A 17,227-nucleotide genomic window follows, 5' to 3' on the forward strand; every position below is an offset into this window, starting at 1 on the left:
GGGGGAGGTGGCGCGGCGAAGCCGTGACGGAGGGGGAGGAAAGCGATCACTTCGGTTGCGTGTCCTCCCCCTCCGTCATGCCTTCGGCATGCCACCTCCCCCTGGCGGGGGAGGAATGACTTCGATGCCGCCCCTAGCCGTGCTGCGCCAACACCTCATAGGCCATCACCGCCGTCGCCACCGCGGCGTTGAGACTGTCCGCTTTCCCCAGCATCGGGATCTTGACCAGCAGGTCGCACGCCGCGGCATAGTCCGCCGGCATCCCCTGCGCCTCGTTGCCGGTCAGCAGGAAGGTCGGCGTAGCGTAGCGCGCCGCCCGATAATCATGGTTGGTATCGAGGCTCAGCCCGACGAGTTGCCCCGGCCCCTCGCGCAGCCAGCCGAGGAACGGCCCCCATTCGCTGCGCACCACCGGAATGGTGAACAGCGCGCCCATGCTGGCGCGCACCGCCTCGACCGAGAAGGGATCGACGCATTCGCCGATCAGGATCAGCGCGCCCGCGCCCACCGCATCGGCGGTGCGCAGGATCGTGCCGAGATTGCCGGGATCGCGCAGCCGCTCGGCGACCAGCCAGATCTTCGATGTGGTCCGATCGAGATCGGCCAGCGTCCGGTCGAACTCGTCGAATACGCCGACCACCGCCTGCGGATTGTCCTTGCCCGACAATTTGGACAGGATGTCGGGCGTCGTCTGGATCGACTCGCCGCCCGCCATCTCGACGTCGATCGACAGCGCATGGACCAGCGGGTGGTCGGCATTGCCCGCCGCGTAGAAGAGGATGCGCGGCAGTCGCCCGGTCTCGCGCGCCTCGGTGAGGATGCGCAACCCCTCGGCCATGAACTGGCGCGCGCCGCGGCGATGGCGCTTGTCGCGCAGTTCGCGGGCGTATTTGACGAGCGGGTTGGAAAAGGCGGTGATCTCACGGGGCATAGGTTCCCCCTCCGGCACAGCGGCCGGTCAGCGCAAGCTCAATCTTCGCCGAACTTGGCCTCGACCAGCTCGCAGAGCGCGCCAACTGCCGCCTCGGCGCCGTCGCCGCTCGCGCTTATCGTGATCGAATCGCCCTTGGCGGCGCCGAGCATCATCAGGCCCATGATCGACGTGCCTGTCACCGCGCCGTCGTCCTTGCTGACCTTGACCTCGACCGGCTGGGTCGAGGCGAGCGTGACGAACTTGGCGCTCGCCCGCGCGTGCAACCCACGCTTGTTGGTGATGAGGACGGTGCGCGTGACCTCCGCGCTCACGCCGCCGCCTCGCCGAGCACTTCGGAGGCGACCGAGATATATTTGCGCCCGGCCTCGCGCGCCGCGGCGACCGCCTCGACGACCTTCATCGATTTGCGCGCCGAGCCGAGCCGGATGAGCATCGGCAAATTCATGCCCGCGATCACTTCGACCCGCCCGCGTTCCATCAACGAAATCGCGAGGTTGGACGGCGTGCCGCCAAACAGGTCGGTCAGCACGATCACGCCGCGGCCCGAATCGACCGCACCGATCGCGGTGGCGATATCGGCGCGCCGCTCCTCCATATCGTCGTCGGGACCGATCGAGATCGTCGCGATGCGATCCTGTGGACCGACGACATGGATCATCGCGGTCACGAATTCTTCGGCGAGCCGCCCGTGCGTCACCAGAACGAGGCCAATCATCTCAGATACGTTACTCATTTGCTGGCCGGCGGCCCCTCGAGCGAGTCCTGCGGTGCGGCCCCGAGGTCGCGATGCGTAATGGTGGGCGAAAAACCCGCTTTGCGCAACCGGTCAGCGAGATACTCGGCGACATGGACCGATCTGTGTCTCCCTCCGGTACAACCGATCGCGACGCTGACATAGGATTTCCCCTCGGCGCGGTACCGCGGGATGAGGAGTTCGAGCAGGCTGCCGATCTGCTCCATCGCCTGCGGATAGGCAGGGTCGGCAGCGACATAAGCGGCGACGTCGGCGTCGAGCCCGGTCCCCGGCCGCAGCACCGGGTCCCAATGCGGATTGCGCAGAAAGCGCATGTCGAACACCAGATCGGCGTTGCGCGGCAGCCCGCGGGCGAAGCCGAACGACTGGATCGACAGCACCGGCTCGTCGCGGCCGTGCCCGGCAAAGGTCGTACGCACCTGCTGCGCCAATGCATTGGCGGAGAGGTCGGTGGTGTCGATCAGCCGGTTCGCCCAATCGCGCAACGGCCGCAGCATCTCGCGTTCGCGGGCGATGCCGTCGCCCGCCGGCCGGTCGGGGGCGAGCGGGTGCCGCCGCCGCGTCTCCGAATAGCGGCGCTCCAGCTCGGCGCCCGAACAGTCGAGGAACAGCATGCCGATGTCGAGGCCATGGTCGTCGCGCAGCGAGCGGATGCGCTCGACGATCCGCGCCGGGTCGAAATCGCGGGTGCGCGCGCCGATGCCGATCGCCAGCGGCTGGCTGTCGTCCGCCGTCCCGGCGGCGAGCGGCGCGTCGAGCAATCGGTCGAGCAGCACCAGCGGCAGATTGTCGACCACCTCCCAGCCGAGATCCTCCAGCGTCTTGAGCACGGTCGACTTGCCCGCGCCGGACAGGCCGGTGACGAGCAATATGTCCTTGGTCATGGCACGAACCTCATTCCGGTGTCGCCTCGGGCTGGCGCAGCGCCCATTCGATCTTCAGCGGCGTCGCGGCGTGGAAGGCATCGAGCGCGATCTCACGCACCGCGATTCCCGCCAGCCGGCGCCAGTGGCGCTCTGGCATGCGGAGCGGCGTGCCGTCGAGCCGCACGATCAGCGCGACCGGCACGTCATCGACCGCGGCCATCGTCACGATCCCCACGCCGCGCAGCTCGATCCGCCCGCGGATCGTCGCCGGCGCGCGCGCCAGCACGATCGCGCCGTCCCCAACCAGCAACGTCTGGTCGTCGCTGACCAGCATCGCGCCGCGATCGATCAGCCGCAGCGCGAGGTCGGACTTGCCGGCGCCCGGCGGTCCTTCGAGCAGCACCGCGCGCCCGTCGATCGCGACGCAGGTCGCATGGCAGCGTTCGGTTTCGCTCATCGCTCGGCGAGCGGCAGGCGGACGACGAAGCGCGCACCGCCCAGCCGGTCCTCGCGCGATTCGACCGCGATGCTGCCCTGATGCGCCTCGACGATCGTCCGCGCGATGGCGAGGCCGAGGCCGGAATGCTGCCCGAACGCCTCCGCCTCGGGCCGGATCGACTGGAAGCGGCGGAAGATCGCCTCGCGCGCCTCTTCGGGCACGCCCGGCCCCTCGTCCTCGACGCGGACGACGAGATCGTCGCCCTCGCGTGCCACCGCGATCGCGATCAGCGCGCCATCGGGCGAGAAGGACAGCGCATTGTCGATGAGGTTGTCGAACACGCGTTCGAGCCGCGCGCCCTCGCCGAGCGTCACCAGCGCTGTGCCGGCATGATCGAAGCGCAGCCGCACGCCCCGCTCGACCTCGCGGGCGAGCCGCTGGTCGACGAGCGCGCGGATCATCGCCGCGATGTCGATCGCCTCGAACTTCGCGCGGCTGAGCTGCGCGTCGAGGCGCGACGCCTCGGAAATGTCGGTGATCAACCGGTCGAGCCGGTGCACGTCGTCGCGGACGATCGACAGCAGCCGCTCGCGCAACTCCGGGTCCCTGACCGCGTCGAGCCCCTCGACAGCCGAGCGCAGCGAGGCGAGCGGGTTCTTCATCTCATGGGTGACGTCCGCCGCGAACGCCTCGGTCGCATCGATCCGCGCGCGCAGCGCGAGGCTCATGTCGGACAGCGCCCGCGCGAGGCTGCCGATCTCGTCGCGGCGCGAGGGCAGGCGGGGCACCACCACTTCGCGCGCGCGCCCCAGTCGCACGCGGATAGCCGCGCGGGCCAGCCGGCGCAGCGGCCGCACGATCGTCCGCGCGAGGAACAGCGACAGTGCCACCGACACGATCGTGACCAGCAGCAGCACGAGGCTCAAGCGGAAGCGCTCGATCCGCACCGTCTGGGTGATGTCGCGCGCGTTGATCGTCGTCATCACCACGCCGCCGCTCGGCAGGGGCGCCGCGGCGGTGATCACCGGCGTCCGGTCGGGCGCACGCCAGACGCTCGCCGAACTCTCGCCCGCACGCGCTTGCCGCACGTCGGGCCATTGCCGCGCGTCGCTCCGCTCGCGATAGAGCGGCGGACGCGCCGCGCCGACGATGATGTCGATTCCCGCATCGAGCCACCGCGCCACCACCTGATCCCACGCCTGTTTGTCGGGATCGAGCAGCACCGCGTTGCGCGAGCCGAGCGCCCGGCTGTCGGCCATCGTCCGCCCCGCCGCATCGAACACGCGCAGCCGCGCACCGGTATCGCGCGCCAGCCGCCGCAGCAGGTCGTCGCGCTGGTCGGGGGCGACCATCGCCAGCGCCTCGCCGATCAGCCGCGCCTCGCGCCCCGCCTGCGCGACGCGGCTGTCGACGATCCGGCTGCGATACGAATCGAGATAGAAGAAGCCGCCGGCGAGCAGCAGCAGTGCGATGATGTTGACCGCGAGGATCCGCCGGGTGAGCGAGATCTGCCCCGACCAGCGCAGCGCGAGATCGCCGCCCTCCGGCCGCGGCTCACTCCTCGGAGAATCGGTATCCGGCGCCATACAGGGTCTCGATCGCGTCGAAGGTGGGATCGACGCCGCGGAACTTGCGGCGCAGGCGCTTGATATGGCTGTCGATGGTACGGTCGTCGACGTAGATGTCGTCCTGATAGGCGGCATCCATCAACTGGTTGCGCGTCTTGACGATCCCCGGCCGCTGCGCGAGCGTTTCGAGGATCAGGAATTCGGTGACGGTCAGCGTCACCGGCTCGCCGCCCCAGGTGGTGCGGTGCCGCGCCGGGTCCATCGACAGCCGCCCGCGCACCAGCGGCCCGGCGCCCGCCGCCTCATTGTCCTCGGTGGGCGCGGTGGCGAGGTCGGTGCGGCGCAGGATCGCGCGGATGCGCGCAATCAGCAGCCGCTGGCTGAACGGTTTGGCGATATAATCGTCCGCACCCATCGCCAGCCCGAGCGCCTCGTCGAGTTCGTCGTCCTTGCTGGTCAGGAAGATGACCGGGATCTGACTCTTCTCGCGCAATCGGCGCAGCAGTTCGAGCCCGTCCATCCGCGGCATCTTGATATCGAAGATGGCGAGATCGGGCGGATTGTCGGTCAATGCCTTGAGCGCGGTCTCGCCGTCCGAATAGACGCGGGTCAGGAACCCCTCGGTCTGCAAGGCGATCGAGACCGAGGTCAGGATGTTGCGGTCGTCGTCGACCAGCGCGATCGTCGCCGTCATGCGTGGGGAACCCTCGGCATCATCGGTATGCGGTAGGGCAAAGCGGCGCTAGGCTCAACCGGGGTGAAGCGGCAGGCCGGGCCACGTCGCGAACCGCCGCCATGCGATCGAGGGCAATGCCGAGTGAAACCAGCGTCATCCCGTCCCGTAACGACCCACCATCCGTCGCGCTGCGGTTTGACGCTACGTCCGGGTGCCCTTATGCCATCTCGATCACCGGCGTGCGTGCAGACCCTCCCCAGGATGCGCGCGCCGGGCCGAACGCATTGGGAGGATGTACGTGAACGAGCGCATTCCGCACGCAGGTCTCGCGAGCCAACATATCGAGACGAGAGCCGATCTCCACTGGAACCTCGTCACCGCACGGCTGGTCGAGGCCGCGGTCGCCCGCGGCGAGGGCAAGCTCAGCGCCGACGGGCCGCTGGTGGTCGAAACCGGCGCGCACACCGGCCGCTCCGCGCAGGACAAGTTCATCGTCCGCGACGCAGAGACCGAGGACAGCGTCTGGTGGGGCAAGTCCAACAAGGGCATGGACCCGGCGCATTTCGCCGCGCTCAAGGCCGATTTCCTCGCTGCGCTGCGCGACAAGGAGCATCTGTTCGTCCAGGATCTCTACGGCGGTTCGCAGCCCGAGAACCGGGTGCGCGTGCGCGTCGTCAACGAGCTCGCGTGGCACAATCTGTTCATTCGCACGATGCTGGTCCGCCCGCAGGAGCGTGAGCTGCAGGGCTTCGTCCCCGAATATACGATCATCGACCTGCCGAGCTTCCGCGCCGATCCCGCGCGCCACGGCACGCGCAGCGAGACCGTGATCGCGGTCAATTTCACCGAGAAGCTGATCCTGATCGGCGGCACCCGCTATGCCGGCGAGATGAAGAAGTCGGTGTTCGGCCTGCTCAACTATCTGCTGCCCAAAAGCGGCGTGATGCCGATGCATTGTTCGGCCAATATGGGCGCGGACGGCTCGACCGCGGTGTTCTTCGGCCTGTCCGGCACCGGCAAGACGACGCTCAGCGCCGATGCCAGCCGTACGCTGATCGGCGACGATGAGCATGGCTGGTCGGATACGGCGGTCTTCAATTTCGAGGGCGGCTGCTACGCCAAGATGATCCGCCTGTCGCCCGATGCCGAACCGGAGATCTTCGCGACCACCAAGCGCTTTGGCACGGTGCTCGAGAATGTCGTGATGGACCCGGTCACCCGCCAGCTCGATCTCGACGACAACAGCCTCGCCGAGAATAGCCGCGGCGCCTATCCGATCGACTTCATCCCCAATGCCTCAGCCGACAATATGGGCGGGGTGCCCAGAAACATCGTGATGCTGACCGCGGACGCTTATGGCGTGCTGCCGCCGATCGCCAAGCTGACCCCCGATCAGGCGATGTACCATTTCCTGTCCGGCTATACCGCGCGCGTCGCCGGCACCGAAATCGGCGTCACCGAACCCGACGCCACCTTCTCGACCTGTTTCGGCGCGCCGTTCATGCCGCGTCACCCCTCGGTCTACGGCAATCTGCTCAAGGAGCGGATCGCCGAGGGCGGGGTGGATTGCTGGCTGGTCAACACCGGCTGGACCGGCGGCAAATATGGCATCGGCCATCGCATGCCGATCAAGGCGACCCGCGCCTTGCTCAACGCCGCGCTCGACGGCAGCCTTAAGCACGGCGAATTCCGCACCGATCCCAATTTCGGCTTCCAGGTGCCGGTCGCGGTGCCGGGCGTCGACGGCGCGATCCTCGACCCGCGCAGCACCTGGGCGGATACCGCCGCCTATGACGCCACCGCCGCGAAACTCGTCGATCTCTTCGTCGAGAATTTCGCGCAATTCGACGATCACGTCGATGCCGGCGTCCGCCAGTCGGCACCACAGGTGACCGAAGCGGCGTGATGCTGTCACGATAGCATCGCACGAACGACCATGCGCCGTCACAATGGCGGCGCATGGGCCGCTCCCATGACCATGAGGGGCGGATGAATGACCGGTGAGACGCAAAAGGCCGTCGCGGCCGCGATGCAGCGGCACGGCCAGCTTTCCAAACAGGGCCTGCTCGAACGCGCCTTCACCTGGGCGTTCCGCGGCCTCGTCTATGCGCAGATCTGGGAAGACCCGGTGGTCGACATGGCGGCGCTGGCGATCACGCCCGACAGCCATGTCGTCACCATCGCCTCGGGCGGCTGCAACATGCTGTCCTATCTGACGGCGAACCCCAAAGCGATCGACGCGGTCGACCTCAACACCGCGCATATCGCGCTCGGCACGCTCAAGCTCGCCGCGGCGCGCCATCTGCCCGATCACGCAAGCTTCCACCGATTCTTTGGCCATGCCGCCAGCCGCGACAATCTCGCCGCCTATCAGCGTCATATCCGCCCGCATATCGACGAGCCGACCCGCCGTTACTGGGAGGGACGCGATCTCACCGGCCGCCGCCGCATCGCCGGTTTCGCCAGCGGCGTCCACAAGCGCGGGCTGCTCGGCCGCTTCATCGGTGCGGCGCATCTGCTCGCCAGGCTCAACGGCGTCGATCCGCGCCTGCTGCTCGAAGCCGAGACGATCGAGGAACAGCGCGCGATCTTCGAACGCGATTTCGCGCCGGTGTTCGATCGCGGCTTCGTCAAATGGCTGACCGACCAGCCCGCCTCGTTGTTCGGCCTCGGCATCCCGCCCGCGCAGTTCGAGGCGCTCGCCGGCGATGGCCGGATGGCGGCGGTGCTGCGCCAGCGGCTCGAAAAGCTCGCCTGCGGCTTCGACCTGCGCGACAATTATTTCGCGTGGCAGGCGTTCGGCCGCCGCTACGGCGAGGGGCCGACCGCACCGTTGCCACCCTATCTGCAGGCGGATCATTATGACGCGATCGTCGCGCGTGTCGGCCGCGTCGATCTCCGCCACGCCAATATGACCGAGCATCTCGCCGGCCTGCCTGCCGCGTCGCGCGACCGCTATATCCTGCTCGACGCGCAGGACTGGATGACCGACGAGCAGCTCGGCGATCTCTGGGCGCAGATCACCCGCACCGCGCGTCCCGGTGCGCGCATCCTGTTCCGCACCGCAGGCGAGGCCGACATCATCCCCGGCCGCGTCCCCGATCCGATCGTTGCACGCTGGCGCTATCAGGCGGAGGCGTCGCGCCATTTCACCACGCAGGACCGGTCGGCGATCTACGGCGGCGTCCACCTCTACGTGCTCGCCGATGGTTGACGGGGATCACGCCACCCGCATGGACCGCATCTACGGTGGGCAGCGGCATATCTATGATCTCACGCGCAAATATTATCTGTTCGGGCGGGATCGCCTGATCGACGGGCTCGACCTCCACGCGGGCGGCACGTTGCTGGAGATCGGGTGCGGGACGGGACGCAATCTGGTCCGCGCCGCCCGCGCCTGGCCCGGTGCCCGGCTGTACGGCATCGACATCTCCGCAGCGATGCTCACCACCGCGCGCGCCAACGTCGCCGCCGCCGGCCTGTCGGACCGGATAACGCTGGCGCAGGGGGATGCCGCCGGTTTTGACGCGCAGGCGCTGTTCGGGGTCATGCGGTTCGATCGCGTGATGTTCAGCTACACGCTGTCGATGATACCGCCATGGCGGGAGGCGCTGGAGCAGGGGCTGGCGGTGACGCGCGATACCGGGCGACTGGCGGTGGTCGACTTCGGCACGCAATCGGGCTGGCCGGCGATCTGGCGCAAGCCGTTCCTGGCGTGGCTCGCGCATTTCGACGTCACGCCGCGCGCGGATCTGGCGGCGGAGGTGTCGCGGATAGCGGCGAGCCATGACCGCAAGTCCGAGACGCAGAAGCTCTGGCGGGATTATTCGCAGATCGCGTGGGTCGCCTAGGCTTCGTGAAGAGCGGTGGAACGGCCCGGCTTTTTGGTCCGGCCTCGTTCTGAAACCACCAAGTGCAGAAGCCGCCGACCGGTTTCTATAGGTCGTACGGAAGCGCAGCGTCGCTACCTTATCGGTCGATCCGCAGACCGGGTCAGCCGCGCTCGACCAACCCCGTCGCCGGCAACGGACCATCGCCCCGCTGGAAGAACTGCTCGACGATATCGCGCGCCAGCCGTGCCGGCCGCAGCGTCTCCGCATCCAGGCAGCACCAGCTCGATTTGACCTCGGCGAGCACCTCTTCGCCGCGCCGGATCACCGTCTCGTAGAAGGCGCGCGCGCCCTGTACCTTTTCGAGCAGCACCGTCGCGATCACGTCGTCGCCGAGGAAGGTCGGCTTGCGATAGGTGATCTCATGTTTCAGAGCGACCCAGAGGTGCGCGGTGACCGCCTCGGCCGGCGCGAGCTTCTGCCAGTGGCTGACCACGGCGTCCTGCACCCACTTCAGATAGCTCGCGTTGTTGACGTGCCCCATGAAATCGATGTCGGCGGGATCGATGCCGATCGGAAAGCTGTGGGGGATGCTCTGTGTCACCCGTTCCATATAGCAGATCGTCGTGCCGCTTACACCCGGCAACCGTGGTTTCCTGCGAATTAAGCGCCGGCCGGCTCGACGATCGCGATGCCGTCGCGGATCGCGACGATCCGCACCCGCGCACCGGCCTCCGCGACCACGCCGCGCGCCGGCCACGATCCGTCGCCGACCGTCACGCGACCGCCGTCGGGACCGATCGCCACCTGCACCACCGCGGTGGTGCCGATCAGTCGCGCGACCCGATCGTTGAGCTGCGGATCGCTGCTCGGCACCGGGAAATCCACGTACCAGCGCTTGCCGATCAGGACGGTGACGATGCTCCACAAGGCGAAGGCGGCGATCTGCGCCGCCACCGGCAATCCGGGCAATACCAGCACCGCGACGCCGACCACCGCCGCGGCGATCGCGATGAACACCGCAAAGACTCCGGGGATCACCAGTTCGGCGATCCCCAGCAACAGCGCCGCGATCAGCCACGCGCCGGCCGCTCCGCCGATCGTGTCGAGCGTCACGCCGGCGGCAGTTCGAACGGCCCGCGCTTCGCCTCGGGCTTGGCCGCGCCGGGGCCGGTGGTCGGGGCAGGGGCCTTGCCCAGCGCATCCTTGGCGAGCTCGCCGATCCCGCCCAGCGTCCCGATCAACTGCGTCGCCTCGACCGGGAACAGGATCGTCTTGGCGTTGGGGCTGGTCGCGAACTTGCCGATCGCCTCGACATATTTCTGCGCGATGAAATAGTTGATCGCCTGCGTTCCGCCGCGCTCGATCGCCTCGGACACCACCAGGGTCGCCTTCGCCTCGGCCTCCGCGGCGCGTTCGCGCGCCTCCGAGTCGCGGAAAGCGGATTCCTTGCGCCCTTCCGATTCGAGGATGCGCGCCTGCTTCTGCCCTTCGGCACGCAGGATTTCCGACGCTCGCGTGCCCTCGGCTTCGAGGATGTTGGCGCGCTTTTCGCGCTCTGCCTTCATCTGCCGGCCCATCGCGGTGACGATATCGGCGGGCGGGCGGATGTCCTTGATCTCGACGCGGGTAATCTTGACGCCCCACGGCACCGTCGCATGATCGACCACCGACAGCAGCCGCGCGTTGATCTCGTCGCGCTTCGACAGCGTCTCGTCGAGGTCCATCGACCCCATCACCGTCCGCAGATTGGTGGTCGTGAGCTGGAGCAGCGCGACATACAGGTCCGACACCTCGTAGGCCGCTTTCGGCGCGTCGAGGACCTGGAAGAACACCACGCCGTCGGTCGAGACGATCGCATTGTCCTTGGTGATGATCTCCTGCCCGGGAATCTCGATCACCTGCTCCATCATGTTCACCTTGCGCCCCACCCGGTAGAAGAAGGCGGGGTAGAAGTTGAAGCCGGGGCTCGCGGTGGCGGTGTATCGGCCGAAATGCTCGATCGTATATTGATAGCCCTGGCGGACGATCTTGATGCTGGTGAACAGGTAGAACAGCACCAGGAGCAGTGCGAATGCGGCGATCGTGATACCCATGAGCCCTCCTGCCGGCGCGAGTCTCCGCGCCGGTACCTGATCCTAGCACAGCCCGACGTCCGACAAAGGTCACCATGCAGCGCATTCTTTTCGGCAACCATTCCACACAGATGCCCGCGATCGCGCGCCATATCGATCATCACCGGTACGAAGCGAGCTTCGCGCCCTTCGATGCGGTCGACCTCTCGCGCTTCGATCTCGTCGTACCGCTGCGCATCGAGCAGATCGCGCCCGCACGCGGCGGCCTCGCCGTGCTGCCGACCGACGAACTCGTCGCGCTGTGCGACGACAAGCTGGCGCTCAATCTCTGGCTGATCGATCACGGCTTCGGCGATACCGTCCCAGCGCTGCTCGGCACCCGGCCGACCGATTATCCCTATATCCGCAAGACGCGGCGCGGCGATTTCGGCCTCGGCTGCGCGATGATCCGCGGCCCCGGCGAGGACGACGGCAGCGATCATCCCGACGTCTTCCGCCAGCGCGCGGTCGCCGGTGCCGACGAATACGTCCTCCACCTGCTCCGCATTGGCGGGACGATCCGTTTCCAGGTCGCCTATCGCTACGACATGGGCCAGCCGCTCGGCGTCCGCGGCGCGGTCGATCGCCCGGCGAGCATCACGCCCGCCGACCCAGGCCCGGCGCTCGACACCTGCACCGCGATCCTCGCGGCGCTCGACTACGAGGGCACCTGCTGCTTCAACTACAAATGGGAGGGGGGCGGCTGCGCATCCTCGAACTCAATCCGCGCTTCGGCGGTTCGCTGGTGGGTGTCGTGACGGAATACGTCGCGGCACATCTCGCCGCCCTCTAGCGCAGATGCTGCGCTGCGGTTACATGGCCCGCCACTTATCCCTCCCGCGAGGAAACGGCACCTTGGACATCCGGCTCGGCCTCACCTTCGACGACGTACTGCTCGTACCCGGCGAGTCGGACATCCTGCCGAGCACCGCCGACACGCGCACGCAGCTGACGCGCGGCATCGCGCTCAACATTCCGATCCTCTCCTCGGCGATGGATACGGTGACCGAGGCGGACATGGCGATCGTCATGGCGCAATTGGGCGGCATCGGCGTGCTCCACCGCAATCTGTCGGTCGAGGAACAGGTCGCCGCGGTGCGGCAGGTCAAGCGCTTCGAATCGGGCATGGTGGTCAACCCGATCACGATCGCGCCGACCGCGACGCTCGGCGAGGCGCAGGCGCTGATGGCGCATCACAAGATCAGCGGCATTCCCGTGGTCGAGCGCGACGGCAAGCTCGTCGGCATCCTCACCAACCGCGACGTCCGCTTCGCCGGCGATCCCAAACAACCCGTTGCCGAGCTGATGACGCACGACAATCTTGCCACCGTCTCGACCGACGTCGGGCAGGAGGAGGCGCGCGTGCTGCTCCACCAGCGCCGGATCGAGAAATTGCTGGTCGTCGACGAGGCCTATCGCTGCGTCGGCCTCATCACCGTCAAGGACATCGAGAAGGCGGTGACCTATCCCACCGCGACCAAGGACGCCTCCGGCCGCCTGCGCGTCGCCTCGGCGACCACCGTCGGCGACAAGGGGTTCGAACGGACCGAGGCGCTGGTCGACGCCGAATGTGACCTGATCGTCATCGACACCGCGCACGGCCACAATCGCGACGTCGCGCGCGCCGTCGAGCGGGTGAAGAAGCTCTCCAATTCGGTACAGGTCGTCGCCGGCAACGTCGCGACCGCAGAGGCGACGCGCGCGCTGATCGACGCCGGCGCCGACGGCATCAAGGTCGGCATCGGCCCGGGCTCGATCTGCACCACGCGCGTCGTCGCCGGCGTCGGCGTGCCGCAGCTCACCGCGGTGATGGATTGCGCCGAAGCCGCCGCCAGGCACGGCGTGCCGGTGATCGCCGACGGCGGCCTGCGCACCTCCGGCGATCTCGCCAAGGCGCTCGCGGCGGGGGCATCGACCTGCATGGTCGGCTCGCTGCTCGCCGGCACGGAGGAGGCACCGGGCGAGACGTTCCTGTATCAGGGCCGCGCCTACAAGAGCTATCGCGGCATGGGCTCGGTCGGCGCGATGGGACGCGGCTCGGCCGATCGCTATTTCCAGGGCGACATCAAGGACCAGATGAAGCTGGTGCCCGAGGGGATCGAGGGGCAAGTCGCCTATAAGGGGCCGGCGCGCGACGTCATCCACCAGCTCGTCGGCGGTATCAAGGCAGCGATGGGCTATACCGGCTCGGCGACGATCCCCGACCTGCAAAAGCGGGCGCAATTCGTCCAGATCACCGGCGCGGGTCTCAAGGAAAGCCACGTCCATGACGTCACCATCACGCGGGAAGCGCCCAATTACCCGACCCGCTAAGTGACCCCCGCCGCTCGCACCCAGGCCGCGATCGAGCTGCTCGACGAGGTCATCGCCGCCGCGCGCGGCGGTGGCGCCGCCGCCGACACGCTGATCGCGCGCTATTTCGCGACGCGCCGCTACGCCGGGTCGAAGGATCGCCGCGCGGTGCGCGAGCTGGTCTATGCCGCGATCCGTCGCGCCGGCGAGGTGCCCGCCTCGGGCCGCACCGCGCTGCTCGCGATCGCCGCCGACGACGCCGCGATCGCCGCCACCTTCGACGGCTCTACACACGGCCCGGCACCGATCGGGGCAGGCGAGGACGCCGCCCCCGCCGGCGTCATGCCCGCGTGGCTTGCCGAGGCGCTCGCCGCATCCGGGGTCGCGCCGGAGCAACAGGCGGCGCTGATCGGGCGTGCGCCGCTCGACGTGCGCGTCAACCGGCTGCTCGCCGACCCCGCCGCGCTTGCCGACCAGCTCGGCGGCACGCCGATCCCCGGTCTGCCCGACGCGCTGCGGCTGCCCGCGGGCACCAATATCGACACGCTCGCCGGCCAGGCAGAGGTGCAGGACGCCGGCAGCCAGATCGTCAGCCTCGCCGCGCAGGCGCAGCCCGGCCAGCGGATCGTCGATCTCTGCGCCGGCGGCGGCGGCAAGACGCTCGCGCTCGCCGCGGCGATGCGCAACCAGGGCCAGATCCTCGCCGCCGATATCGACCGCGGCCGCCTGTCGCGCCTCATGCCACGCGCCGCCAAGGCGGCGGTGACCATCGTCGAGACCCGGCTGCTAGACCCCAGGCGCGAAGCCGAGGCGCTCGCCGACTGGCAGGACGCCGCCGATTGCGTGCTGATCGACGCGCCCTGCTCCGGCACCGGTACGTGGCGGCGCAATCCCGAGGCACGCTGGCGGCTTACCCCCGACCGGCTCGCCGGTTTCGCCGCGCAGCAGCGCCACGTCCTCGCCGTCGGCGCGCCGCTGGTCCGGCCGGGCGGTGCCCTGGTCTATATCACCTGTTCGCTGCTCGATGCGGAGGGCGCGGATCAGGTCGATGCCTTCCTCGCCGATCATCCCGGCTGGACGCCCGCGCCGCTCGATCTGCCCGCTGGCAGCGCGCGCGGGCAGGGGCGCCGGCTCGATCCGGCAAGCGACGACACCGACGGCTTTTTTGTCGCGCGGCTGATCCGCCCCTGCTAACCCATCGGCCGTGCCCCCAGTGGAGACCTTCATGCGCGTTACGTCCGTCGCTCTTGCCGCTGCGCTGACCCTCGTCTGTGTATCGACCTCGCTCAGCGGCCAGCGACCCGACGACCAGATCGACGCGCGCTCGCTGCAATTGCTCGCGCAGGGCCGCGCCGCCAAGGCGGCGGGCAACCTCGACGGCGCGACCGACCTGCTCGAAACCGCGGTGGCGGTCGATCCGCGCAACCGTCAGGCGTTCGTCACGCTCGCCGAGGTGGCCGAGACCCGCGGCCTGCCCGGCAAGGCGATCCGCCTCTACCGCGAGGCGCTGACGCTCGAACCCAATGACGTCGCCGCGTTGCGCGGGCAGGGCGAGGCGCTGGTCGCCAAGGGCGCGGTGGCGATCGCCAAGACCAACCTCGCCAAGATCCGCACGCTCTGCAAGGCGGGCTGCCCGGAGGCGAACCAGCTCGCCGCGGTGATCGCCAAGGGCCCGCCGGTGACCACCGCGCAGACCGAGACCAAGCCGACGGCACCCAAGGAATAAACTCCTCCCCGGCACGGGGAGGGGGACCGCGCCGCATAGCGGCGTGGTGGAGGGGGCTCGCAACGCCGCGCAACGTCGGGGGAAGCCCCCCTCCGTCACCGCTCTGCGGTGCCACCTCCCCGTGCCGGGGAGGAATGGAATGCCGGAAAGGCTCGGTTTTTAGACAAGGAAGCAGGCCTGTACGAGCCGCCTCGCTCGCTCAGCCCTCGCCGACCACCCGCGCCAGCGCTACGAATTCCGCGACGCTCACCGTCTCCGCTCGCCGCGTCGGATCGATCCCGATCTGCTCGAGCCCGGCCAATGCCCCCGGCACGCCCTTCAGGCTCTGCCGCAGCATCTTGCGCCGCTGGCCGAACGCCGCCGCGGTGATCCGCTCCAGCACGCGCACCGCGACGCCTTCGGGCGCCGCGCACGGCACGATATGCACCACCGCCGACATCACCTTGGGTGGCGGGGTGAAGGCGGAGCGGTGCACCGGCATCGCGATCCGGGCGGACGATCGCCATTGGCTCAGCACCGCCAGCCGCCCGTAGGCGTCGTCGTTAGCCGAGGCGACGATCCGCTCGGCGACCTCCTTCTGGAACATCAGCGTGCACGACTGCCACCACGGCTGCCAATCGGCGGTGAGCCAGCCGACCAGCAACGCGGTACCGACGTTATAGGGCAGATTGGAGACGATATGCGGCCGCCCCGCGAACAGCGACGGCGCATCCACTTCCAGCGCGTCGCCCTCGATCACGCGTAGCCTGCCGGGATAGGCCTCGCCCAGCTCCGCCAGCGCCGGGATGCACCGCCGGTCGCGCTCGATCGCGGTGACGCTCGCCCCCGCGGCGAGCAAAGCACGCGTCAGTCCGCCCGGACCCGGCCCGACCTCCAACACCTCGGCACCATGCAGATCGCCCGGCACCGCCGCGATCCGCGCCAGCAACTGGCCGTCGAACAGGAAATTCTGGCCCAGCGCCTTGCTGGCGTTGAGGCCGTAGCGTGCGATCACCTCGCGCAGGGGCGGCAGCTTGCCGCCCGCGGGTGCCTCGGTCATGCCCGCGCGCGCCGGTCCGCCGCCTGACCCGCCAGCGCGATCGCCGCGATCATCGCGCCGGGATGCGCCTCGTCGCGGCCGGCGATGCCGAAGGCGGTGCCGTGGTCGGGGGAGGTGCGCACGATCGGCAGGCCCAGCGTCATGTTGACGCCCTCGTCGAAATGCAGCGTCTTGATCGGCACCAGCGCCTGATCGTGGTAGCAGCACAGCACCGCGTCATAACCGGCGCGGGCGCGCGCGTGGAACAGCGTATCCGCCGGGAACGGCCCGGTCGCGTCGATCCCTTCCGCCCGCATCTGCGCGATCGCCGGCGCGAGGATGTCGATCTCCTCGCGGCCGATCGCACCGCCTTCGCCGGCATGCGGGTTGAGCCCCGCAAAGGCGAGCCGCGGCGCGGCGATACCGAAGTCGCGGGTCAGCCCCAGCGCCGTAGCGCGGCCCTTGGCGACGATCAATTCGACCGACAGCAGCGAGGGCACCTGCGCCAGCGGTACGTGCACCGTCATCGGCACGACGCGCAGGCTGGGCCCGGCAAGCATCATCACCGCATCCTCCGCGGCGATGCCGCAGCGCTCCGCGACGAATTCGGTCTGGCCGGGATGGTTGAAGCCGATGCCGTACAATTGCGCCTTGGATACCGGGCCGGTGACCAGCGCCCGCGCCGCACCGCTGCGTACCAGCGCGATCGACCGTTCCAGCGCCTGCAACGCCGCCCGCGCGCCGCCGACCTCTGGCGTGCCCGGCGTCACCGGTCCGGCATCGCCGATCGCCAGCACGGGCAGCGCACGGTCGAACACCGCCGCGGCCTGATCCAGATCGTTGATCGCCTCGACCGGGCCGCTCCACACCCGCCGCACCGCCGCGGGATCGCCGACGAGCGCGAAATGCGGCAGGCTGCGCAGCGCCCGCACCGCCCAACTCTTGGCGACGATCTCCGGCCCGATCCCGGCAGGATCGCCCATCGTGATCGCGAGCGGCGCCTGGCTCAT

The 17,227-nt window shown here is 68.9% G+C and carries 19 protein-coding genes; 7 read left to right on the plus strand and 12 right to left on the minus strand.

Annotated elements, in window-relative coordinates:
* Window positions 1–133 precede the first annotated feature (133 nt).
* From SFC76_RS09730 to SFC76_RS09760, 7 genes are read right to left on the minus strand one after another with little or no spacing between them, the layout of a single operon-like run.
* Window positions 134–931, minus strand: coding sequence for an RNA methyltransferase (locus SFC76_RS09730; protein WP_322849279.1), 798 nt, complete (start codon window positions 929–931; stop codon window positions 134–136).
* 38 nt (window positions 932–969) lie between these two features.
* Window positions 970–1,245, minus strand: a complete 276-nt coding sequence (locus SFC76_RS09735; protein WP_322849280.1) for an HPr family phosphocarrier protein — start codon at window positions 1,243–1,245, stop codon at window positions 970–972.
* On the minus strand, window positions 1,242–1,649 hold the full coding sequence (locus SFC76_RS09740; protein ID WP_038659276.1) for a PTS sugar transporter subunit IIA: 408 nt from the start codon (window positions 1,647–1,649) through the stop codon (window positions 1,242–1,244). Before SFC76_RS09740 ends, SFC76_RS09735 begins: the two co-directional genes overlap by 4 nt.
* 14 nt (window positions 1,650–1,663) lie before the next feature.
* Window positions 1,664–2,572, minus strand: coding sequence for an RNase adapter RapZ (rapZ, locus tag SFC76_RS09745; protein WP_322849281.1), 909 nt, complete (start codon window positions 2,570–2,572; stop codon window positions 1,664–1,666).
* A 10-nt stretch (window positions 2,573–2,582) separates the two neighbouring features.
* Window positions 2,583–3,011, minus strand: coding sequence for an aldolase (locus SFC76_RS09750; RefSeq protein ID WP_322849282.1), 429 nt, complete (start codon window positions 3,009–3,011; stop codon window positions 2,583–2,585).
* Complete coding sequence (locus SFC76_RS09755) at window positions 3,008–4,579, minus strand: sensor histidine kinase (protein ID WP_322849283.1); 1,572 nt, start codon at window positions 4,577–4,579, stop codon at window positions 3,008–3,010. Before SFC76_RS09755 ends, SFC76_RS09750 begins: the two co-directional genes overlap by 4 nt.
* Entirely contained in the window at window positions 4,548–5,255 is a 708-nt protein-coding gene (locus SFC76_RS09760) for a response regulator transcription factor (protein ID WP_322849284.1), read from the minus strand. Before SFC76_RS09760 ends, SFC76_RS09755 begins: the two co-directional genes overlap by 32 nt.
* A gap of 274 nt (window positions 5,256–5,529) precedes the next feature.
* Between SFC76_RS09760 and SFC76_RS09765 the strand changes: the two genes are divergently transcribed.
* The 3 genes from SFC76_RS09765 to SFC76_RS09775 all read left to right on the plus strand — a co-directional run bounded on the left by SFC76_RS09765 (window position 5,530) and on the right by SFC76_RS09775 (window position 9,088).
* Window positions 5,530–7,143: a phosphoenolpyruvate carboxykinase gene (locus SFC76_RS09765; RefSeq protein WP_322849285.1), complete on the plus strand. Its 1,614-nt coding sequence runs from the start codon at window positions 5,530–5,532 to the stop codon at window positions 7,141–7,143.
* Between the two features lie 87 nt (window positions 7,144–7,230).
* Entirely contained in the window at window positions 7,231–8,451 is a 1,221-nt protein-coding gene (locus SFC76_RS09770) for a DUF3419 family protein (RefSeq protein WP_322849286.1), read from the plus strand.
* Window positions 8,444–9,088, plus strand: a complete 645-nt coding sequence (locus tag SFC76_RS09775) for a class I SAM-dependent methyltransferase (RefSeq protein ID WP_322849287.1) — start codon at window positions 8,444–8,446, stop codon at window positions 9,086–9,088. The genes SFC76_RS09770 and SFC76_RS09775 overlap by 8 nt, the downstream gene beginning before the upstream one ends.
* A 142-nt stretch (window positions 9,089–9,230) precedes the next feature.
* Here the strand turns inward: SFC76_RS09775 and SFC76_RS09780 are convergent, their stop codons facing one another.
* The 3 genes from SFC76_RS09780 to SFC76_RS09790 are packed head-to-tail and all read right to left on the minus strand — an operon-like array spanning window position 9,231 to window position 11,163.
* Window positions 9,231–9,671 carry a thioesterase family protein gene (locus tag SFC76_RS09780; protein ID WP_322849288.1) on the minus strand — a complete coding sequence of 147 codons (441 nt, stop codon included), beginning with the start codon at window positions 9,669–9,671 and terminating at the stop codon, window positions 9,231–9,233.
* A 59-nt stretch (window positions 9,672–9,730) separates the two neighbouring features.
* Window positions 9,731–10,183 carry an NfeD family protein gene (locus SFC76_RS09785; protein ID WP_322849289.1) on the minus strand — a complete coding sequence of 151 codons (453 nt, stop codon included), beginning with the start codon at window positions 10,181–10,183 and terminating at the stop codon, window positions 9,731–9,733.
* Entirely contained in the window at window positions 10,180–11,163 is a 984-nt protein-coding gene (locus SFC76_RS09790; RefSeq protein WP_322849290.1) for an SPFH domain-containing protein, read from the minus strand. Before SFC76_RS09790 ends, SFC76_RS09785 begins: the two co-directional genes overlap by 4 nt.
* A gap of 74 nt (window positions 11,164–11,237) precedes the next feature.
* On the opposite strand from SFC76_RS09790, the gene SFC76_RS09795 reads away from it, so the two are divergent.
* From SFC76_RS09795 to SFC76_RS09810, 4 genes are all read left to right on the plus strand, one after another.
* Complete coding sequence (locus tag SFC76_RS09795; RefSeq protein WP_322849291.1) at window positions 11,238–11,939, plus strand: hypothetical protein; 702 nt, start codon at window positions 11,238–11,240, stop codon at window positions 11,937–11,939.
* A gap of 97 nt (window positions 11,940–12,036) precedes the next feature.
* Entirely contained in the window at window positions 12,037–13,494 is a 1,458-nt protein-coding gene (gene guaB, locus SFC76_RS09800) for an IMP dehydrogenase (protein ID WP_322849292.1), read from the plus strand.
* Window positions 13,495–14,667 (plus strand): RsmB/NOP family class I SAM-dependent RNA methyltransferase, encoded by a 1,173-nt coding sequence (locus SFC76_RS09805; protein WP_322849293.1) that lies wholly within the window; start codon window positions 13,495–13,497, stop codon window positions 14,665–14,667.
* Window positions 14,668–14,698: 31 nt separating this feature from the next.
* A complete protein-coding gene (locus SFC76_RS09810; protein ID WP_322849294.1) occupies window positions 14,699–15,199 on the plus strand; it encodes a tetratricopeptide repeat protein in 501 nt (166 codons plus the stop codon).
* A gap of 199 nt (window positions 15,200–15,398) precedes the next feature.
* On the opposite strand, the gene rsmA is transcribed toward SFC76_RS09810, so the two are convergent.
* A complete protein-coding gene (rsmA, locus tag SFC76_RS09815) occupies window positions 15,399–16,238 on the minus strand; it encodes a 16S rRNA (adenine(1518)-N(6)/adenine(1519)-N(6))-dimethyltransferase RsmA (RefSeq protein WP_322849295.1) in 840 nt (279 codons plus the stop codon).
* The gene (gene pdxA / locus SFC76_RS09820) at window positions 16,235–17,227 is read right to left on the minus strand and encodes a 4-hydroxythreonine-4-phosphate dehydrogenase PdxA (RefSeq protein ID WP_322849296.1); all 993 of its coding nucleotides are present in this window, start codon (window positions 17,225–17,227) and stop codon (window positions 16,235–16,237) included. Before pdxA ends, rsmA begins: the two co-directional genes overlap by 4 nt.

Source organism: Sphingomonas sp. CD22 (assembly GCF_034556155.1).
GTDB lineage: Bacteria > Pseudomonadota > Alphaproteobacteria > Sphingomonadales > Sphingomonadaceae > Sphingomonas.